This window comes from Neorhizobium galegae (genome assembly GCF_021391675.1).
Lineage (GTDB): Bacteria > Pseudomonadota > Alphaproteobacteria > Rhizobiales > Rhizobiaceae > Neorhizobium > Neorhizobium galegae_B.
The window spans coordinates 3,889,757-3,910,885 of the sequence record NZ_CP090095.1 but is presented as its reverse complement, the minus strand read 5'-3'; the positions used below and the strand labels follow the sequence as shown (position 1 = coordinate 3,910,885).

Annotated in this window: 17 protein-coding genes and 1 pseudogene; 12 read left to right on the top strand and 6 right to left on the bottom strand. The window is 58.5% G+C overall.

The genetic code is table 11. From position 1 onward, the window contains the following. Nucleotides 1-323: 323 nt before the first annotated feature. Nucleotides 324-1,275 (bottom strand): IS630 family transposase gene (locus LZK81_RS19150; protein WP_233954196.1). Its coding sequence is split into 2 segments (ribosomal slippage): nt 324-938 and nt 940-1,275, totalling 951 coding nucleotides; the frame shifts between segments, so codons are not numbered across the junction. Between the two features lie 374 nt (nt 1,276-1,649). Between LZK81_RS19150 and LZK81_RS19145 the strand changes: the two genes are divergently transcribed. From LZK81_RS19145 to LZK81_RS19115, 7 genes are all read left to right on the top strand, one after another. Continuing rightward, complete coding sequence (locus tag LZK81_RS19145; RefSeq protein ID WP_233954276.1) at nt 1,650-2,009, top strand: hypothetical protein; 360 nt, start codon at nt 1,650-1,652, stop codon at nt 2,007-2,009. 11 nt (nt 2,010-2,020) lie between these two features. After that, on the top strand, nt 2,021-2,833 hold the full coding sequence (locus tag LZK81_RS19140) for an IS5 family transposase (RefSeq protein WP_046612902.1): 813 nt from the start codon (nt 2,021-2,023) through the stop codon (nt 2,831-2,833). A gap of 48 nt (nt 2,834-2,881) precedes the next feature. Beyond that, entirely contained in the window at nt 2,882-4,081 is a 1,200-nt protein-coding gene (locus LZK81_RS19135) for a Wadjet anti-phage system protein JetA family protein (RefSeq protein WP_233954275.1), read from the top strand. Between the two features lies 1 nt (nt 4,082). Then, a complete protein-coding gene (locus LZK81_RS19130) occupies nt 4,083-4,763 on the top strand; it encodes a DUF4194 domain-containing protein (RefSeq protein ID WP_046611179.1) in 681 nt (226 codons plus the stop codon). Further along, nucleotides 4,760-8,212, top strand: a complete 3,453-nt coding sequence (locus LZK81_RS19125) for an SbcC/MukB-like Walker B domain-containing protein (protein ID WP_233954274.1) — start codon at nt 4,760-4,762, stop codon at nt 8,210-8,212. Before LZK81_RS19130 ends, LZK81_RS19125 begins: the two co-directional genes overlap by 4 nt. A gap of 4 nt (nt 8,213-8,216) precedes the next feature. Continuing rightward, nucleotides 8,217-9,395, top strand: a complete 1,179-nt coding sequence (locus LZK81_RS19120; protein ID WP_233954273.1) for a Wadjet anti-phage system protein JetD domain-containing protein — start codon at nt 8,217-8,219, stop codon at nt 9,393-9,395. Nucleotides 9,396-9,620: 225 nt separating this feature from the next. Then, nucleotides 9,621-10,538, top strand: coding sequence for a DUF6929 family protein (locus LZK81_RS19115; RefSeq protein ID WP_233954272.1), 918 nt, complete (start codon nt 9,621-9,623; stop codon nt 10,536-10,538). Between the two features lie 128 nt (nt 10,539-10,666). Here LZK81_RS19115 and LZK81_RS19110 read toward each other — a convergent pair whose 3' ends face one another. After that, a complete protein-coding gene (locus tag LZK81_RS19110) occupies nt 10,667-11,074 on the bottom strand; it encodes a hypothetical protein (RefSeq protein WP_233954271.1) in 408 nt (135 codons plus the stop codon). Between the two features lie 833 nt (nt 11,075-11,907). On the opposite strand from LZK81_RS19110, the pseudogene LZK81_RS19105 reads away from it, so the two are divergent. The 5 genes and pseudogenes from LZK81_RS19105 to LZK81_RS19085 all read left to right on the top strand — a co-directional run bounded on the left by LZK81_RS19105 (nt 11,908) and on the right by LZK81_RS19085 (nt 17,928). Continuing rightward, a pseudogene (locus LZK81_RS19105) lies at nt 11,908-13,064 on the top strand (iron-containing alcohol dehydrogenase). Between the two features lie 487 nt (nt 13,065-13,551). Next, entirely contained in the window at nt 13,552-14,190 is a 639-nt protein-coding gene (gene paoA / locus LZK81_RS19100; RefSeq protein WP_418936455.1) for an aldehyde dehydrogenase iron-sulfur subunit PaoA, read from the top strand. Next, nucleotides 14,187-15,137: an FAD binding domain-containing protein gene (locus LZK81_RS19095; RefSeq protein ID WP_233954270.1), complete on the top strand. Its 951-nt coding sequence runs from the start codon at nt 14,187-14,189 to the stop codon at nt 15,135-15,137. Before paoA ends, LZK81_RS19095 begins: the two co-directional genes overlap by 4 nt. 3 nt (nt 15,138-15,140) lie before the next feature. Further along, nucleotides 15,141-17,339: an aldehyde oxidoreductase molybdenum-binding subunit PaoC gene (paoC, locus tag LZK81_RS19090; protein WP_233954269.1), complete on the top strand. Its 2,199-nt coding sequence runs from the start codon at nt 15,141-15,143 to the stop codon at nt 17,337-17,339. Nucleotides 17,340-17,520: 181 nt separating this feature from the next. Next, nucleotides 17,521-17,928: a cupin domain-containing protein gene (locus LZK81_RS19085; protein WP_046607737.1), complete on the top strand. Its 408-nt coding sequence runs from the start codon at nt 17,521-17,523 to the stop codon at nt 17,926-17,928. 207 nt (nt 17,929-18,135) lie between these two features. Here LZK81_RS19085 and LZK81_RS19080 read toward each other — a convergent pair whose 3' ends face one another. From LZK81_RS19080 to LZK81_RS19065, 4 genes are all read right to left on the bottom strand, one after another. Continuing rightward, the gene (locus LZK81_RS19080; protein WP_233954268.1) at nt 18,136-18,555 is read right to left on the bottom strand and encodes a cyclophilin-like fold protein; all 420 of its coding nucleotides are present in this window, start codon (nt 18,553-18,555) and stop codon (nt 18,136-18,138) included. After that, on the bottom strand, nt 18,552-19,250 hold the full coding sequence (locus LZK81_RS19075; protein WP_233954267.1) for a hypothetical protein: 699 nt from the start codon (nt 19,248-19,250) through the stop codon (nt 18,552-18,554). Before LZK81_RS19075 ends, LZK81_RS19080 begins: the two co-directional genes overlap by 4 nt. Nucleotides 19,251-19,268: 18 nt before the next feature. Beyond that, nucleotides 19,269-19,742 (bottom strand): cytochrome P460 family protein, encoded by a 474-nt coding sequence (locus tag LZK81_RS19070; protein WP_041366011.1) that lies wholly within the window; start codon nt 19,740-19,742, stop codon nt 19,269-19,271. A 216-nt stretch (nt 19,743-19,958) separates the two neighbouring features. Next, nucleotides 19,959-21,068 carry an alpha/beta hydrolase gene (locus LZK81_RS19065; RefSeq protein WP_233954266.1) on the bottom strand — a complete coding sequence of 370 codons (1,110 nt, stop codon included), beginning with the start codon at nt 21,066-21,068 and terminating at the stop codon, nt 19,959-19,961. Nucleotides 21,069-21,129: the final 61 nt, after the last annotated feature.

Below are 21,129 nucleotides of genomic sequence, written 5' to 3'. Positions count from 1 at the left end.
CTCTTAAGGAGCGTCGACGCGGCAGGTGTGCCGCGCCCGAATTGTGTGGCGAGTGCCAGCTTTCCCAGAGTCGCCACTCGAAAGCCGCCGTTCCGTTCACGGCCCCATTTCGGACGGCGAGACTATTGTACATAATGGCCGCTTCTGGGGTAAGCGGACCGACTTGAGGCGGAGAATTTACAAGTCTCCATGCCATCAGGCCCCCGCAACCAAATATCAAACGCAAACGATCAACATCAAAGCCCTCCCAGCGTAGGGGGCTTTGTTGCGTTCTGGACCGAACACGCTGCTCGAACAAATGCAGCCGCTAAAGCGTGTCGCGTTTAATCTGCCTCGTATCCTGCGGCTTTGAAGTAGTTTCTGCATTCTGTGACGGAGAAGAGATTGCAGATTTCGCCGAGGGCTTGCGTGATGGCATCGAAGCTGCGGGCAGCCCGCTTTCGCAGCAGCGTCTTGAGTTTTGAGAAGGCCATCTCTATGGGATTGAGGTCGGGACTATAGGGCGGCAGAAACAGCAGCCAGGCTCCCTTTGCCCTGACCAGTTCTTCGGCCCGTTCGCTCTTATGAAAGGCGACATTGTCGAGAATGACGACGTCTCCAGGCGACAGGTTCGGCGCGAGTTGGGTCTCTATCCACGCCTCGAAGATGCGGGCGTTCATCGGCCTGTCAACGATCCAGGGGGCAACCATGCCATGGGATCGCAGCCCGGCGATGAAGGTTTGGGATTTCCACGAACCGAAGGGTGAATGCGTTCGATAGCGCTGCCCTCGCGCAGACCATCCCGACCGCTTCGTCAGCTTTGTGTTCGTCGATGTCTCGTCGATAAAAACCAGCCGGGCCAATCCTTTGTTGAAGAAAGGCTTGCGCCGTGCGGTCCACAGTTCACGCGCCCGCGCGATCTCCGGGCGCAACTGCTCGGCGGCCTGCAGGCTTTTTTTTATGGCTCAACCCAAGCCGATGCAGAAGCCGTCCGACACTGGAGCGATGGACGATGACGCCACGTCCGCAAAGTTCCACGCAAAGCTCGTCCAGCGTCAGTTCGCCATTCTGTGCCAGCCGCTCTCCAACCCACGCGTGCTGTGCCGAAAGCTTACCGCCGCCAAGGTGCCCCTGCCGGCGCGGCGAAAGCGAACCTGTCTCGCGCTTCAGGATCACCAGATCGTTCACGAAACGCGGCGACACCCGAAAATGCCGGGCGGCCTCCCGATGCCCATGGCCTTCTTCCACTAACGCTACGACACGCTCACGCAACGCAATCGGATGTGACTTGCCCATGGCGATCTCCCTTCACATCAAAGGGAATCACGGATGGACTGATTTGAGAACCATGAATCGCAAAAACAGTGACACGCTTTAGGTCACAAACGCTGGCATAGCAAGCAGCTCCCCGCATATTTGGCTGCTATGAGCTGCCGATGTCTCTTGAGTGCATGCTTTTCGACCGGCTGAAGCACGGTATCAAGCTCATTACGTTAAAGGCCGGCGGCCCGTCCAGTAGGGTATCGCAAGTGGCAGTATATTACGGGGCTCGCACCCTCTAGTACACACTCTCAACCACCCACATTTACAATTCTTGTAATCTGGCTCTTTGATTATGAAATTCCGGTGCTACCATAGGTTTTCTTTCTTGATCTAAAAGTCCTTCACCTATGCCATTGTTCAGATATCTTAGTGACGACGCATTCCTGATTTTCTCGCGCAAACATCGCTATCTCTATGAGGCGTCGCTGCTTGAGATTTATGACCGTTTCTTCTCCAGCGGGGCCGTCTTTCCGACGCCGCAGGAATTGGTTCATGTCATCTATGACGTTATTGGCCAACGGCCGCACCTGCTTCTCGATGCAGACGATCTTATAGACGGGTTGCCGGAGGTGGTTTCGAAGGGGCGTCGCCGGCTAAAATTCGCGGGAAATGGGGGTGAGATCGGTGACCGCGCGCTTAGAGCCCGTCCGAGAATTGGGTTGAGTGATCGGGCCGATGATGATTCCAAGAAGGTGTCTGAAGCCTGAATGGAAGCGCCATGTGGAACCCGACCACCCGGCGGCAGTATAGTCGCAAACAGCCACGATACGAAACCGACCTGACGGACGCGGAATGGGCGGTGATAGCGCCCCTTCTTCCGCAGCCTGCGCCAAGGGGGCGTAAGCCAGCTTGGCCGCTGCGGGAGATCATCAACGCCATTTTTTACGTTCTGCGGGGCGGCATTCCCTGGCGTCTCATCCCGAAAGACCTGCCGCCCAAGAGCACGGTTTTCGGGTATTTCTGCCGCTGGCGTGACACTGGTGTCTTCACGCGGATCAATCACTGCCTCGTCATGGCGGATCGCGAGCGGACCGGCCGCCAGGCCTCTCCAAGTGCTGCTGTGTTGGATAGCCAGAGTGTCAAAACCACCGAGAGCGGCGGTCCGCGTGGATATGATGCGGGTAAAAAGATCAAAGGCCGCAAGCGACAAGCAATGGTCGATATGGATGGACGTGCTCTCGTGCTTGATCCTCAACCGGCCGACGTTCAGGATCGCGATGGTGCCATCCCGGTTCTGCGACTGTCTCGGAAGTCCTTCCCGTTCGTTGCCAAGGCATTTGCCGACATGGGATACTCTGGCGACAGGCCGCAAAATGCGACACTGGTCGACGTCGAGATCGTCCGCAAGCCGAAGGATCAGGTCGGCTTTGCCGTTCATCCAAAGCGTTGGGTTGTCGAGCGCTTCTTCGCTTGGATCAGCCGAAACCGGCGGCTATGGAAAGACCCGGAAGCAACCATCAAGTCCGCCAAGGCCTTCCTTTATGCCGCATCCATCATGACCCTCGTCAGACGGATCGCACGCCGCTCGTGAATTCTCGGACGGACTCTTAAGGCCGCCCAGCAGGTCTATCAGGGTCTCGTGCGAACCGGCTGGCTCGAGGAAGAGGAGTACGGCCTGAAGGTGACGACCGATATGCCGATGGGTGCGCTTCTGGTCGTTCAGCGCCTATCGAGTCTGAAGTCGGACGTCTCGCAGCGGTTCGGCGGCCTCGTGGTTCATATCAAAACCAGCCTCGATCTCGTCGAGAGGCTATCGGTAGAGAACCCGGAGAAAGCGCGGTCGAGCGCAGTGCATGCTCTGAGAGAGGCGCGCGTTCAGGCGGACCAGTTCGTCAAGACGCTTCGGGCAATCTTGTCGGATCTCCGGCGCATCCGCAAATCCCTGCTTGAGTCTGAAGATCTTCGCCAAAAGATGGACACCTATTTCGAGGAGTTTATCGGCGAACTCCTCCTGAAGGATTTTCAGGCGATCCTGACCTTCAACCATCCGTACCGCTTCCGCGACCAGATCATCACAACGGCGCGGCGCATTTCTTATTCAGCAGACCTGCTTTCGGTCGTTGCGGACGGTTACATCGAAATCGGAGTGGCGCCCGATGTTCAGCATGCGCGCGACGAGGCCGTCAGCGATCTTTTGTCGATCGAAACGACATTTGATACGATCGGGGACATGTTCGAACGTATCGCACAGTTTCGCCGGGCACTTGAGACGCGATTGCGAAACACGGTAAAATACGCCGAACAAGGAGAGCGGGGACTTTCGGCGCGTGCGCGGGGCATCGTCGAGCGTCTGGAAGGGCTGCTCTCCGCTAATCCCGAGCGTTATATGGAACCGGTTGTTCCGGTCGCAGTGGAACGCATTTTCTTGCCGTGGTCGGCGGCTCAGCTGGCATCGCAGCGGCAGGCCAAGCTGCCGATCGAAGCACAGCCGCTTGCCAAACGTCCTTACGATCCGATGTACGCGTTCCGCAAGCGGATGAGAGCCGACTATCTGGAACGGATTTCGCCTTCTCCCGAACGCGTGCGCCAGTTTCTTGTTCGTATCCTTGCCCCCTATCACACTGTCGAGGCTCGATTTGTCGCGTTGCAGACTATCGATGATTTCCTGGCATTCGACGCTGCTCGACGCTACGCGCTGACCGGCGAAATACCAGGCCCCGTGGCAAGCCAATTCGAACTCGAATATCTGCCGAACGGCGAGCCACACGACTGCGAATGGCTCCGTTGCAGTAATTTCTCCATCCGTCATCTGGGCGATCCGTCACATCGAGAGGCCTGACATGCTGAGTGAATTCGAGAACGTCGAAGCGACCTTCGGCGTGGACAAAGCGGCTGACCTGAAAAAAGCCTGCCGTTACCTGTTGAGAAACCAGTTCGCTTATTCCGGAGATCGCGGCGTCGCAACCGTCTACAACACCCTGACCGATAACCGTTTCCGACGGATCGCCGATGATTTTTTCGACAGTATCGGTTATCGCGTTCAGAGAAATGCAGATGAGCAATGGGTCGGTATCCTTTTCGAGGATGACGATGCCTCGTCCGTTCCCAAGATGCGGCTTGACGAAACGATCGTGGTTCTCGTGTTGGGTAGTCATTGGCAGGAGGAAGCCGATGTCGGCAATCTGATCGACCGGGCTATCGCGGTCACCACGGTCAATGTCCTGCATGATCGCTACAGGGATATGCTAAAAAGCGGCACCAAGCCTATGATCCCCGCCGCCCGCTTTCTCGACCTGCTTCGGGATGTTGCGGTACGCAATCTCATTTGGATCGGTGATTTCGATCATGATGCTCAGGACCGGGAAGTCGAAATCCGGCCGATGATCAAATTTGTCAGCGGCGCGGACGCTCTCGCTCGTCTCGAAACATATGTGAAGAGCGAGGAACACCGTTCGCATTCACGTGCGGCGCCTGTCGTCAATGATATCGACGTTCCCCCTATCGAGGACAACATGGCATGATGGAATTGCGGCAACTGACATTGGTCAATTGGCATCTGTTTGACGCGGAGGATATCGAAGTTCGCGGGAATTTCGGAATTCTCGGAGAGAATCGATCAGGCAAGTCCACGATCCTCGATATGGTTCAGGCCGTTTTGTCGGGAGCAAGCAGACAGTATCTCCGATTGAATGCCGTGGCGGGAGACGGTGGCAAGGGACGCTCGATGTCGAAGCGCACGGTGCTCAGCTATTGCCTTGGAACGCTGGGCGATGGAGATGTGCGGCGCCCGGAAAGTCTGACCTATGTCGCGCTCGGTTTCGAGGATACGCAGAACAAGCGGCCTCCGGTGACCATCGGTCTGGCGATCGAAGCACGACGCACGGATGCATCGGAGACGATCCTCGGACGGTTCGTCTGCATCGGCAAATTGATGACGACGGCAGATTTCACCGAGACCCGAGCCGATGGCATCTATGCTGCCCAATGGGACGACGTCAAAACCCGGATCATTGCTTTCGTCGGGGCCGATCATTTCATCAACCATCGCGACAGGGCCGTCGATTTCGTTCGTGAATATATGAGGCGGCTCGTGCCTAGCTTGCCCAATGCCGAGCAAAATGCTTCTGCATTGCTGAAGGCCATCGTCAATGCCATGACGCTCAACCAGGGATATTCCGCGACGGAGTTCGTTCGCCGTTTCATCCTCGAAGACAATCCGATCAAGATCGGTGAGTTGCGTAGTTCCATCGAAACCTATCGCGGTGTCAGCGCAACCATCGTCACCCTGCGCGAGAAGCTGGAGGCGCTCAAGGAGATTAGGGTGCAGGTAGCCGCCTTCGAGGACAGTTTGCATCAGAGGGCGCTTGCGGAGTGGCTCGCGCGCCGTGCGCGCTGGCTTGCGTCACGTGCGGAAAATCGGGCGATCAAGGAGCAGATTGCCGAAGCCAGACGCTTCATCAATGCGGAAAGCGAAGATCGGAGCATTGCCCTCGAAGGGATTAACGAAGCAAAAAGCGAGATCGAGCGTTTGATCAAGGCAATTGCCGCCCACGCCGCCAAATCGGGACGCGATCAGTGGCAGGAGACATTGAAGAGCATCACCGCCGAGAATGACCGGCTGGTGAAAGACATCGACAGGAGGCGCAAGTCAGCGACCGATCTCGCAGACCTGACGGTTGGGTTCGATGATGCGGGTATCATAGGCACTTATTGCCAGCTCGCCCTGCGCAAGGCAGACCGGAACGAGCTGAGACATGCCGAACAGGAGCTCAGGGCGAAAGCCCCGGACATCCTTGCGAAAGCCGAAAAACGTCGTCGTGAAGTTGCGGCACAGATTGTACCATTGGAGAGGGATATAACCGATCTGCGGAAGGCATTCGAGCAGTCGCGTGAGTCAGGGCCCGCGGCGTATCTCTCGCCGGAAACGAAGTTGCTCGTGCGTCGGCTTGAAAGCCGGGGCATGGACGCACGCCCCCTGTGCGATCTGCTCGAAGTCATGAATCCTGGCTGGGCCGCGGCTGCCGAAGCGTTGCTCGGCCGCGACCGGGAGGCCATCTTCGTAGAGCGCCAGAACATCCGGGACGCGACAGCACTGTTTCGCGAGGGGCGGCGAGAGTTTCGAGGCGCATCTCTCGTCAGTCTGAACAAGCTCGCAGAGTTCCGCGACAATCCACAGGCGGGAACGTTTCCGGCCCTTTTCAGGACCGATGATGCCGATGCCCGCGCGTTTCTGCAGCGGCGATACGGAAATGTCCGCCTTGCCCTCACGCTGGACGAGTTCAATCAGCCTGGCCGGGCACTGATGCAGGATGGCCTTTACGACGATGGACTTGTCCGGAGTCACAGGTCCATCAACCCCCGCGACCACAAGATTGGGAAAGCGGCGCAAACCGACCACCTGCGCAATCTGCAGGAAGATTTTGTTCAAAAAGGTGAAAGCCTATCGGTTTTGCAGCAAGAAGACCGGCTTCTGGCGCGTGCCCTGACGGCTCTTGACCTCTTTTCGCGACAGGACGTCGACTGGCTGGCCGACATGTTGGACAGTGTCGACGGTTGCATGATGCGGACGAAGGATGCACAGATGCGGATCGATGCCATCGATGCGGCCGGCGACGATGGGCTGCGGAACCGGCTTCTCGGACAGAAAGGTTTTCAGGAGCGTAAGGAAGCCGAATTGAGGGCTATCGATGCGCGTGTCAGCAAATATCTTGTCGATGCGCAGAGCGGTGAGCGTTCCTTGAAAAGTGGCGATGGAACCGAAGGGTCTGACCTGAACCTGAAGCTGGCAAGATCCCTCTATCGTTCTCAACGTAAGCTGTATAACTATCCGGAAGGGTGCGCTGCCTATCGCGAAAAATTGGTGTCGTCGAGAAGCCCTCGATCCGAGGCTTCTGCTATCGCCGGCCAGCTAGAACGTGACGAGGCAGCTGCACATCGCAAATTAGGCCAGCGGTCGGAAGATGCGGCCAAGCGGGCGGCTGAGCGAAATCGTGTGGCCGAACTCCAAACCCGCAGCGCATTGCATGTTTATTTCAACAATCCGAAGTTTGGCGTGAGCTCGCAGGTCGGCCCCGAGAGCGCGTTGCTTGCCGATATCAAGCCGTGGATGGACGTGCTGATCGAGGATATTGAAAGCAATGAGCTGCGGCGTTACGAAGACCGGGCCCGCGAAGCATCGGAGCGTGCGTCCGTCCTGTTCCGCGGCGAGTTCGTCAACGCGCTCAACACGCGTGTCTCAAAGATGGAACGCGATATCGAGGCGCTCAATCGCAGCCTCAAGGGGCATCCGTTTCATCACGAGATCTACTCTTTCCATCGTACGGCAGAGGCCGAGTTCCAGCCGATCCTGAAAATCATCGAGATCAGCAGGATTTCCGACGACGCCCTCGATGCCCTGTTCAAGCCTAGTGTGCCCGACGACTTTCCGCATAAGGATACGATCAATGCGGTCGAGCAATTGCTGGAGGATCCGGACAAGGACGTGTCGGCGTTCGAAGACTATCGGAACTTCTACACGTTCGAGATCCATATGGAGGACATTCGGACCAAGGCTAGGACTCGTTGGGAAACACGGCGCAATACGGGGTCGGGCGCCGAGCAGCAGGTGCCGCTCTATGTTGCGATCGGTGCTTCGCTTGCGGCTGTCTATGGTAGTGCTGCGTCTCTTGGGATGAAAGGGATGTCGCCTGCATTGTTCGACGAGGCGTTCTCGAAGATGGACGGCAAGAACCAGCGCGCTATGATGTCGTTTTATGCCGACCTCGGCCTGCAAGTGGTGATTGCCGCCCCGTTGGAAAAGAAGACGGCAATCAGCGGTTACATGCACACCTTGGTGGAGATCGACCGCATCGACGACCAGTCGTCGGCCGACACCGTCTATGTTGGCCAACGTGCCCGCGACGAACTCCTCGCCATGAATCCGGACACGTGGAGCAAAGAGGAGATTGCTCAACGAATGGCGGCGGAATAGTTCGGTGGCCCGCAAGTTTGACACTGCAGGCGGGTTGCTCCACGATCTGCTCGATCGTTTCGAAGGTGGTACGGTCCGTCCGATCGGCTACCCGGACCATGATGCATTTGCGAGTGTCACGGCCAGCGACGCTTTCGTGCGTTCGATTGCGGAGGCAGAGCGCACGGGCGGAGTCGAGCGTGTCTACGGCAAGGGACGGCGACATGTAGAATTGAAGCATGTCAGAGTGGCCGATGCCGCTTTGCTTTATAGGCATCTTGGCCGGACGCCGGCGCGTCAAGCGGCGATCGGGATCGGCGAGACCATGCTCGATGGTCTCACTCTTCATCCGAAGCTTCGCGAGGCGGCACTGACTGCTATCGACGCATGGTCGCGAAACCGCACCTGGGCCACTCTCGGGATCGACGACGCGGCATCCATGCGAACCGCTATCGTGCTGGCGCAAGCCATCGTGGACGGATCCCATCGTGGGCTGGATTATCGGACGTTTTCGCGGCGAACTGTGGCAAACAGCAAGGCGCTGGAGAAGCTTGAAGCTGCAGTGCTCCGCTTGATCACAGGGGTTGTTGATGTTCCACCTTCGAGCGGCGCGCGTGCAGCGTTTGCGGCTCTTGGTCTTGAACGGTTTGGCCCGCCGCTGCTTCTGTCTGGCGCTTTCCTGCTCGATCGACAACCCGTTCCGCCGTCACTGCCGTATCTTGGTATTCCGCCAACCGCGATGATGCGGATAGGTTTCGATAAACCGCCAGCCTACGCCCTCACAATCGAGAATTTTGCGAGCTTCAACCGGCATGTTCTGGAGGCGGATCCCGAAAGAGTGGGGCTGACGCTTTTCGTGGGCGGATACCCATCTCTCGCGACGCAAAGGGCACTTGCCGAACTTGGATCCATTCTGCCCGAGAGTGTTCCGTTTTTCCACTGGTCAGACATAGATCCGGATGGCACCTGGATCTTCCGGACCATCGAGCGAGCACTGGGTCGTCCTTTGCATCCGCACCTTATGTCGCGCGAACTGGCAGAAAAGTTCGGAGAAGTATCGGCTGGGATCTCCAAGCTGCGGCGGAGCGAAACGTCTCTGTCATTGATCTCCGATCTTGTGAACTATTTCATAGAACCGGGGTCGAAAGTCATGGAACAAGAGCAGATCGATCCAAAAATTCCGGGATGGCCCATAACCGATTGAGATTTTCCTTCAAGGGAAATCGATGTTGTGCTGCTCTTTCCAGGAGTAAATACAATGGCTTGTCGCTCCCGAAACAAATACACAAGTTTCGGTACAGTCAGTTTAAGAAGTTGCTGCGGTCTTGTTCTGCCGCTTGCAAGAGATCTCGCGACAGTCGGTGAAGGCTAGGGAGATCATTGCCGCGTAGCGATGGAGTAAGATGGCTCGGACTGACAAGAAAGCGCAATGATCAACGCTACAGAGATACGAGCTCTCGACGTCTCGCCGGAAGTACCGACAACGCAGCGCTTGTACATCAGCGCTGCAAGCGGACTCGTTTGCGTCTGCTCGACCATGTACGTTGTTGCTGATGACGAGCTTCACCTCGGGGTGTTTTCAAAGGATACCTCTGAACCTGGCCATCTGATCCGCCTGTTTGCCGGTGATCTGCCCAGCGGTAAGGCTGAGCGAAAGCAGCAGAAGCCGGACCTTGAGGCGATCACCTTTGTTCCGGCTTTCGACAATTTTCCGCATGGCGCGCTCTTGGCTATGGGATCGGCATCCAGGCCAAACCGTGGACGCGGCGCGCTACTGACACTCGACGCGCATGGTGCGGTCTGCGGTTCACCCAATGAACTGGACATGTCCCCCATTGTCGGTCCGCTTCACCAAGTGTTCGATGAACTCAATATTGAGGGCGCGGTTGTTGTTCGTAACGAGTTGCGCCTGTTCCAGCGCGGCAACAAGCAACATGCCGACAACGCGATCATCCGTTATTCACTCCGGCAAGTTCTCGGTGCCTTGCAAAGTTCGCAAGCCGATACCGTCGCGCCATTCGCCATCGAACGGCTGGACCTTGGTCTAATCGAGGGAGTTCCGCTCTGCTTCACCGACGCCACAGTTCTTCCCGGTGGTGAAATGGTGTTTTGCGCCGTGGCGGAAGATACTGACGACGCTTATCGGGATGGGCGCTGCGTCGGGGCTGCGATCGGGATCGCCGACAATGACGGACATCTGGTCTCCCTGCACCCACTTGACCGGCCTTACAAGGTGGAGGGCATCAGCGCTCGGCTGGAAAACGACACGCTGGAGCTGCTCCTAGTCACCGATGCGGACGACCCCTTGATACCGGCAAGGCTGCTGTCTGCATCGGTTGCGATATAGGGCAGCTCTGTTCCGGTCGTGCAATTTATTGCGCATTGAGGTTACGCTATGATGGCTACTCCGATGCGGGCGTCGATCGCTTCGCGAGCGGTGAAACGTACCTCGAATACAGTCCCGTAATGCGGTGGTTATTCGGTGGCTGAGACAAGGCCCAGCGCCAAGGCATATAGCGGAACAATCCAGAGCAAGGTGGCAAGAAACCCGGAGAACCAGAACCGCCTTGGTATATCGTCATCGGCCAGCCGGCGTATCCGGCGTGGCGGAGTGCGGGCCTCCGACCTCCTCCATAGCAGGCCGGTGAAAAACAACCAGCTCGCAATCCCGCCGATCAATGTCATGGCGCAGAACAACACCATACCTACGCCGATCGCCAATGATGCGAGGAACCCACTGAATTGGTAGTTCAGGAAAGCGATGACGGCGGCGGCAATCGACAGGCCGATTGCCAAAAAGGCCCAGTGGGCCCAAATGTTGAAGATGGCCTCTTTAGCTTCAGATGGCACGGCGCGTATCGCAGCCGAAATGTTGGCGTTCAACTCATCCTCCCGATGGCGTCACCTTTGCGCGGTTTGCGCGGATCGCAACATTCCAATCTGGATGAGTGGCAAAAGGTTCCCGATGATGAAGATCGCGTGGGAAGTCCGAAGCTTTGGAACGCATTCCACGCGCCATGGTGTCATGACCAAGGTTCCCGCGCTCGTTTCGGCGCGGGGAAGTTCATCATTCGTTTCAGTTGCTCCGAATTCTCCAGATGGAGAAACATCAGTTAGATAGGGACACAGACCAAGCCTGATATCACCTGAAGATCCCGTCGATCACCATCTATCCTCGATGGCGTGTGGTGTCCGCCGGAGAATTGTTTGATGTCGAAGACGGATTGGGTAATGTCGGTCGCAGTCGCAATCCCGGTTGTGCCGCTCCTTTTGAAGAAGGTTCGGCTTTGTTGGGAACCCGGCGGAAGCATCGGCGGGCCGAGCCTCACAGGCGCGCTCGGCACCGTTGATGTTTCCCCTTGTATACGGGGGGTAGTTTTCATCAGGTCCTTCCACTTCTGTCGGACCGTGGCTGGAGGAGGGCGGCACATGCGCCCCGCCGAAGTGGAGAAGGCGATTCGCTCTACCATGCGACCAGGCATGCTTCACCCAATGCAGGCGAGGCGCGATCGTATGTATCGGTTTAAAGGATGCCGTTGCATTCCATCAGCACGCTCTGCTCAAGCACTGCAAAACCGGCTGTTGGCCCACAAGGTCTTGCGGCCGCGTCTACGTCGTCCCTGAGATATTCCGCACGGGTTCCGGGAGAAGCCTGCGGGTCAAACTTCGCGACAGCATCCCGCCGGCGTAGGCGCAAATCGACTTAGGAGAAGTGCATGAACCCGTTTGTCTTCAGTACGACCGCACAGGTCGTCTTTCGACCTGGCGCTGCAACTGCGATTGGTGATCTCGTAAAGCAGAAGCTCGGCGTCGTATTCTCTTCGTGACAGACCCCGGATTGCGAAAGCTCGGTCTCTGTGAACCCGCTCTCGCGTCTCTGATTGTCTCCGGCATCGAGACCATCGTATTTGATGGAGTCGAAGCTGACCCATCCCTCGCAACCGTGATGGCCGCGGCAGGTGCCGCCAAGGCTGACAATGTCTCCGGGGTTATCGGCTTCGGCGGCGGTTCTTCACTTGACGTGGCCAAAGTCGTCGCATTGCTTTGCGGTTCCGGTGAGCCACTCGACGGTGCCTGGGGCGTAGGGAATGCGAAGGGGCCGCGGCTGCCCATGGTTCTGTTCCCACCACGGCCGGAACAGGATCGGAGGTCACCCCGGTTTCCATTATCACGGTCGGTGGCAACGAGAAGCGTGGCGTGTCGTCGCCCATCATCCTGCCCGACATCGCGATCCTCGATCCCGATCTGACCTTAGGCCTTCCCGCCCACATAACGGCCGCCACCGGCATCGACGCCATGGTTCATGCGATCGAGGCCTATGCGTCGAAGAGCGCGAACAACAATCCTCTTTCAAAGATGCTTGCGCGTCAGGCGCTGCAGCTTTTAGGCTCGAATATCGAGAAGGCGGTCTTTGACGGAAAGGACCGTGCCGCCCGCGGCGCAATGCTTCTCGGCTCCATGCTGGCTGGACAGGCCTTCGCGAACTCTCCTGTGGCGGCGGTTCATGCGTTGGCCTATCCGATCGGCGGGACCTTCCACATTCCCCGCGGCCTTTCAACGCGCTCGTGCTCCCGCACGTCCTGCGGTTCAATGCGCCGGATGCTGCGCCGATATACGCGGAGATCGCAGCGGACGTTTTTCCGGAACTCGCTTCGGAACAGGGAGACCAGCGACGATGCGCCGCTTTCATCGAGCGGCTTGCCGGGCTGTCTCTTAAGCTCGGCCTTCAGCCGCGGCTGCGGGACGTGGTATCGGCGAAGAGCACCTGGTCGGAATGGCGCGGGGCGCCATGAAACAGACCCGGCTTCTCGTCAACAACCCGCGCGAGGTTGGCGAGGCGGACGCACTCTCGATATACAGGGCGGCGTGGTGATGGCGGAGCGAGGTGCTCCTGGAAGCGGCCTACCTAAAAAATTCCGGACGATTCGATTGTGCTGGGCGAAGGCTTGAGAGGTGCTCCCGTCCCTCCGGAGGATCTTATGGCACTCCAAAACAAGCAGCTATGTCAACAAGCTTTTGACCAAGCTGCCAGCACATGACCACGAAGCCATTGCCCTTTCCAACGAAACCAACGGTTCTTCATAACAGGGACTTGTGCGGCAACGGTTGGTCTCTCAGCAGCTTGAGAACGTAAGTGGCGGGTCCGCTCGAGTCGGTTTAAGACCGGGGATCGTGGGTTCCCAGCGGCGCTTGGACGTTTTCTCGCTCAGCTAGATCCACGGATGCGACCCATCATTTATGTTCAGCATCGATAGGTCCATGCGGAATTCAGGCACTAATCATCTGTTTTCGCCGCACTAGCTTCAGATTGCGCTACCGGTCGTAGCGCCTCGCGTCCATTTGCGGAACTGGAGCTGGCTATGCAAAACCCGACCCAACTTGAAATCTCCCGACGAAACTTACTTATCTCGTCTGCCGCAGCTGTTGCGGCGACCAGCGCCGTGCCGCTCGCAGCGGCAGCGCAATCTTCGGGAAGCAAGATGAACCTCAGCACCTCTATCGCATTTTCCGTCAACGGCGAGCAGCGCGAATTGATCGTCGACAACAGGACCACGCTGCTCGACGCCTTGCGCGAACATCTCCATCTGACGGGAACGAAGAAAGGCTGCGACCACGGGCAATGTGGTGCCTGCACCGTCATGGTGGACGGTCGTCGCGTCAATTCCTGTCTGACGCTTGCCGTCATGCACGAGGGGGACGAGATCACCACCATCGAAGGTCTGGGCGAACCGGGCAGGCTCCACCCGATGCAGGCGGCTTTCGTGAAGCACGACGGTTTCCAGTGCGGTTACTGTACGCCGGGGCAGATCTGTTCCTCGGTGGCCGTCCTTGAGGAGATCAAGGCGAATATTCCGAGCCATGTGACCGCCGACCTTACCGCGCCGGCTTCGGTTACCGTAGCGGAGATTCGCGAGCGCATGAGCGGCAACATCTGTCGATGCGGCGCCTATTCCAACATCGTGGATGCCATCACGGAAGTCGCGGGGACAAAAGCATGAGAGCCTTCACCTACGAACGCGCCTCGTCGATCGAGGCCGCGGCCAAGACGGCCGCTTCCAGCCCGACCGCCAGGTTCATTGCCGGCGGTACCAACCTGCTCGATCTGATGAAGCTCGAGATCGAAGTGCCGACCCATCTGATCGACGTCAACGGCCTCGGCCTCGACAAGATCGAAAGGACGCAGGAGGGCGGCTTGCGCATTGGCGCGCTGGTGCGCAATACCGATCTTGCCGCGAATGATATCGTTCGCCGCGACTACGGGCTGCTCTCCCGCGCGCTGCTGGCAGGCGCCTCAGGTCAGCTCCGCAACAAGGCGACGACCGCGGGTAATCTCCTGCAACGCACCCGCTGTCCGTATTTCTACGATACCAACCAGCCCTGCAACAAGCGGCAGCCTGGCAGCGGCTGTTCGGCTATCGGCGGTTTCAGCCGCCAGCTGGGAATTGTCGGGGTCAGCGATGCGTGTATCGCGACACACCCGAGCGATATGGCGGTCGCCATGCGCGCGCTCGATGCGGTCGTGGAAACCGTGAAACCGGATGGGCGTCGTCATGCGATCCCGATCGCGGAGTTTCATCGCCTGCCGGGCGACACGCCGCATCTCGAAACCGCCCTGGAGCAAGGTGAGTTCATAACCGCCGCCGTTCTGCCGCCGCCGGTCGGCGGGCGCCACATCTACCGTAAGGTTCGCGACCGCGCATCCTATGCCTTTGCTCTTGTTTCCATCGGTGCGGTTATTCAGCCCGACGGTACCGGGCGTGTCGCAGTCGGCGGAGTGGCCCACAAGCCATGGCGGCTTGAAGCGGCAGACGCCGAGCTTGCGAAGGGAGCCAGGGCGACCTCCGCGGCGCTTCTGGCAGATGCGCGGCCGACGGAGCAGAACCGGTTTAAAATAGATCTGGTCGAGCGCACGCTCGGAGCCGTGATCGCAGAAGCGAGGGGTTGAGCCATGAAGTTCGACACACCAGCAACGACCAACCCGATCGACCAGCTTAAAGTGGTCGGGCAGCCCATCCACCGTATAGATGGTCACTTAAAGACAACAGGCCGAGCGAAATACGCCTACGAGTGGCATGAGACCAACATTCCCTACGCCTACGGCTATCCGGTCGGCGCATCGATTGCCAAGGGCCGGATCAGATCGATGGACGTCGCGGCAGCGCAAAAAGCGTCAGGCGTCCTCGCGGTTGTCACCACGCTCAGCGTCGGCGACCGCAAGAAGGGGAAATTCAACACCGCGAAGCTGTTTGGCGGCGACGAGGTGCAGCATTACCATCAGGCGATCGCCGTCGTGGTCGCCGAGACTTTCGAACAGGCCCGTGCCGCAGCGGCGTTGGTCAAGGTCGACTACGCAGTGGAGGCTGGTGCCTTCGACCTGAAGGAGGCGATGAAAACCGCCGAAAAGCCGGCTGAATCACAGCAGCCTGACACCGCAGCCGGCAATTTCGACGGCGCTTTTGCAAGCGCCGCGGTCACATTGGACGAGACGTACACAACGCCGGACCAGTCCCACGCGATGATGGAGCCGCATGCATCGATCGCGGCATGGAATGGTGATGAGGTCACGGTATGGACCTCCAGTCAGATGATCGACTGGTGGCGAAGCGACCTTGCCACAACGCTTGATATCGACAAGGAAAAGATCCACCTGATGTCGCCGTTCATCGGCGGCGGGTTTGGCGGCAAGCTCTTCCTGCGGTCGGATGCCGTTTTGGCGGTTCTGGGAGCCCGCGCGGCGAAAAGGCCGGTCAAGGTCGCCCTGCCACGTCCGTTCATGATGAACAACACCACGCACCGGCCGGCGACGATCCAGCGGATCAGGATCGGGGCAGAGCGTGACGGAAAGATCACGGCGATTGCGCACGAAAGCTGGTCGGGTGACCAGCCCGGGGGCCAGCTCGAAACCGCGGTCGCGCAGACCCGTCTGCTTTATGCCGGGGCGAACCGGATGACGGCGATGCGGCTTGCGACGCTGCATCTTCCCGAAGGCAACGCGATGCGCGCGCCCGGGGAAGCGCCAGGGTTGATGGCGCTTGAGATCGCGATCGACGAGATGGCCGAGAAGCTTGGTATGGATCCGGTGCAGTTCAGAATCCTCAACGATACGCAAGTGGATCCCGAAAAGCCGGAGCGTCCTTTCTCTCACCGCGACCTTGTCGGCTGCCTGAAGCTCGGCGCCGAACGTTTCGGTTGGAACAGCCGAGGCCGGCCAGGTGCTCGCCGCGACGGAAACTGGTTGATTGGCCACGGGGTCGCTGCCGCATTCCGCAACAACCTCGTCCTGCCGTCTGGAGCGCGTGTGCGATTGAATCGCGAGGGGGTCGTCACTGTCGAAACGGATATGACGGATATCGGTACCGGCAGCTATACGATCATCGCCCAGACTGCCGCCGAGATGTTGGGCCTGCCAATCGATAGGGTAGCGGTGCACCTCGGGGATTCTCGTTTCCCGGTGTCTGCTGGATCCGGTGGGCAGTTTGGGGCGAACTCTTCGACATCAGGCGTCTATGCCGCCTGCGTCAAGTTGAGGGAAGCCATTGCGACGAAGCTTGGCTTCAACTCCGCTGATGTCGTGTTCGAAAACGGCGAAGTGCGCTCCGGAAACCGCTCCGTTCCGCTTTCGCAGGCAGCAGGCGAGGAGGGGCTTGTCGGTGAAGACACGATGACGTGGGGCGATCTGACCGAGACGCATCAGCAATCGACATTCGGCGCCCACTTCGTCGAGGTCGGTGTCGATGTCGCGACTGGCGAAAGCCGTATCCGCCGCATGCTTGCCGTCTGCGCCGCAGGTCGTATCCTCAATCCGATTACCGCACGCAGCCAGGTGATCGGTGCCATGACAATGGGAGCGGGCGGGGCGCTGTCCGAGGAACTGGCGGTCGATACGCGTCGTGGCTTCTTCGTCAATCACGACCTGGCAGGCTATGAGGTGCCGGTGCATGCGGACATCCCGCATCAGGAAGTGATCTTCATGGATGAAACTGACCCGATGTCGTCGCCTATGAAGGCAAAAGGTGTCGGCGAACTCGGTCTCTGCGGTGTGGCCGCAGCCATTGCCAATGCCATCTATAACGCATCGGGCGTCCGAGTACGTAACTATCCGATCACGCTCGATAAGCTGATCGGGGGGCTTCCCGAAATTGCCTGAGTAGGAGAGGCGGCGGCTTTATCAAGCCGCCGCCAGAGAGTGAGCACACTAGGCATTTGATCTCTGCGAACCGCTTTATCGCGCCCATCGCGAGCAGCAAGGGGTTTCAGAGCTTCGCGACGACCAGGTTTCGTTATGTGGGCTTGGACAACGTCTCGCGAGGAACTGTAAAGGAGCACACATGAAAATTGATAGGAACGGATCCCAACCTTCGGCTAAAGGACCGGCAGACTGGTTCACCGGGACGGTCAGGATTGATCCGCTTTACAGCGCAAATGATGCGCGTCGTGGAGCCGCCGGCGCGGTCACATTCGAACCTGGCGCGCGCACGGCATGGCATACGCATCCTTTAGGCCAGACGCTCATCGTCACCGCAGGCTTTGGTCTAGTGCAGCGCGAAGGCAGTGCGATCGAGGAAATTCGCCCAGGCGACGTCGTCTGGTTCGACCCCGGTGAAAAGCATTGGCACGGTGCATCACCAGCGACAGCCATGACGCATATCGCAATCCAGGAGCACCTCGACGGCAAGGTTGTCGATTGGCTCGAGCATGTGACGGACGAACAATACAGCAAGCAGTTTTCCCCGTGACGGACGGGGTCGCGAGTGGGTACTTCTTATTGTCGGCAAAGGTTGGCGTAGTCGAAGCGAGACGGAAAGCGTCGTAGCGGCAAGATGCGGCTTCATGATCAGGCCCTTCGATTGGCTGACGATCGAACACCTGTTTTCTTCGTCGCGTTCTCCGGCGAGGCTGCTGAGGAGCTGCCAGGTGCCATAACAGAATGTTTTGCGAACAGCTCAGCGAGCTTTTTCGACTTCGATAGTTACCTTACCAGGTCGGTCAAAGATCGAGACGTCGCCTTGGATCCGACCCAAAATCACGATGCCAGGCTGCGGTACTCGCCCCTCACGGTAGTAGATGACGAAATCGCCCGAACTCCAAAGACCGAGTGTACCGGCGGAGAAATCTCGCTGACGGGGAGCGGCTGGCAGGGCGGCGGGCAGGTCGCCTGTCTTTTCCTGACGAAGATGATCGTCCATCTCGATCGTCAGCGGCAGCATCGCGGAAAGCGCTCCAGCGGCCGCGTTGTCAGCCAGTTCGGCGGTGACCTTGCCCCAATCAGATGAAATCACAATGCGGTCCTGCGCCAAGGCGGATCCTCCAAGGTTAAGCGTTAGAACAGCTGCGAGAAAAGTCGCACCCATGATCTGTTTCATGTCCCACCCTTCGTTGCCGGAATACGAGTCTTGTTAACTGCTCTCAGACAGAGCATCGCGTAGTGTGAGAGCACAACCACGCCTGCCATCACACCCGTCCAGTGCGCGAAAAAAGGCACCACCGAGCCGGTGAAATCCCAGAATTCCAGACTGTAGCCGAACATCAGCTTGGTCGAGACGCCGAGAGCCGCAAAGCTCCAGGCGCCAAAGCACAGCAGCAGCACAGCGATCAGCCGTAAACTAGCGGTTCCGATCCGAGACGGAGAGACTCTGAAAACGGTTCCCGCCGCTGTCATCACGCGCGCCCAATGGGTGCCGGCATGAATTGCAACGATTATCGCGACCCAATAGGCCGAGAACCAGTGAAGCTCTATGACGCTCACATTATTGGTGAACTTCGCGAAGCTCAGTACCGAGCGTGAGATCAGCACGCTGGTCACCACCAGTACCGCCATGGTGATCCCAAGCCAGGCATGTATCAACACGACCATCCAGCGACGAACATCGTAACGACCGCTACGGAGCTTCAAGAACCAGCGTCTGTTCATGGTCAGGTGCCATCCAAGAAGCCCGAACATGGCCGTTCCAAAGATCTCATGCGGACCATTGTCGAGCCACCAATAGGCGAGAGCCAGCATAAGCAGCGCCGCCATGCTTGCGGGAAGAACGAGGCGATCGGTCACCAATCGAAGCATTTCAGTACCTCGTCGACGTCAAAGCGGATCATCGTCGGAAATGGCGCCGCTCAGCGTGAACATGAACTGCTCGGACTGACGCGAACGATGGCAGGAGTAGCAACGGGCGACATTTTCGTCTGCCTTGACGGTCCGATCCGGCCAGAACCACTGGTATTCCCATTGATCCGCGCCGGCTCCGATCTTCTGTGCCACGAGATAGCGCGTCAGAACGTCGCTTTGATAATCGACGAGAACCATATGGGTGCCGGTCGGAACAGGTTGCCCGGCTCGGAGCGCCGAGAGAGCGGCAGGGTTCGTCAGCATATGCTCGCGGGTGATCCCCCGTCGGACCGTCGTATAATGCTCGAGCTGTTCGAGAGGCGGAAACGTAACCGAGTTGGATGCCGCAAGCGCTGAGGTCGGCGACAGCTCAGTCTCAACGACGAAATAGCCTGTCAGGACAACCGCGAGGGGCGCAACCACCAAGCCGGACCAGCGAAAGAATTTCATGGGCTTTACCCTTTAAGTAGATCGTGAAAGGGCATCACGCCCGTCTGCTCCGTCCGCCGCCTATAAGAGCGGCCGATCTGAATTTGCCGCTACACAGACTGCTAAACTTGGGACTGCAGTCTTCCCGCGCGTCTCGACGGAATGTCGAACAAAAATCAGCCGAGACGAGGTGGGGATGGAGCCAAGAAGCCTCAGTTGACTTCCTGGCTCCTGGTTTCAGGCGAGGTGCTGGTCGAAGAAGCCCTTCAGCTTGTCGAAGGGGATGAGATCGACGCGGTCATAAAGATCGACATGGCCAGCACCCTTGATCCAGACAAGTTCCTTCGGCTCCGAAGCCCGGTTGTAGGCGTCCTGGCTGAATTCCTTCGAATGGGCCTGGTCGCCGGAGATGAACAGCATCGGGCGGGGCGAGATCGTCTCGATGTCGTTGAACGGATAGAAGTTCATGAACTTGACGCTGCTGCTCAGCGTCGGCTTCGTTGTCGTCTGTCTGGTCACTCCGGCAGGCGTGAACTCCCCACGAGACGTCCGGTAGAAGTCGTAGAACTCGCGCTGTATCGGATCCGTATCGGCTGTCAGTTCGAGCGTGGTGCCGCCGATGTACTGGATGTCAGCGCCGCCGGCCTCCGCCCAACGCTGTTCGGCAGCGGTGGCGATGAACTGCTTGCGCTGTTCGACCGTCTGCGACTTGTTGAGCGCATCGCGGAAAGCAGCGCCCATGTCGTACATGCTGACCGTGGCAATCGCCTTGATGCGCGGATCGATCTTGGCGGCGCTGATAACAAAGCTGCCGCTACCGCAGACCCCGATCGCGCCGATATTCCGTCGGTCGACGAACGAGTGCGAACCGAGGAAGTCGACGCCCGCGCTGAACGCTTCGGCATAGGCTTCGGGAGATACGAGGTTGCGCGACTGTCCTTCGCTCTCGCCCCAGAACGGAAGGTCGATCGACATCGCGACAAAACCCTGCTCGGCCATTTTGGTGGCATAGAGGTTTGCGCTTTGCTCCTTCACCGCTCCCATGGGGTGGCCGACGATGATTGCCGGGTTCTTCACCGCCCGGTCAATGTCCTTGGGCAGAAATAGGTTACCCGCAACATTGGTCTGATATTGTGTCGTGAACCTGACCTTCTGCAGAGTCACGCGATCACTGGTATAAAAGTTGGATGCGCCTTTGGAGAGGTCTTGGGCCTTTGCGAAAGTGGTGTCGAAGATCGACATGGCGCCGAGAGCCGCTACGCCTGCGCCTGCCATCTTGAGCAAGTGGCGGCGGTCGATCCCGGTGTTCGAGGTCTGTGCGTCGTCTTGGTTTGTCGCGATGGTCATCTGCAAGTCTCCTTGAGTGGTAATGCGATGGAAAATGATCCCGGTGGTACGCTGTCGATGT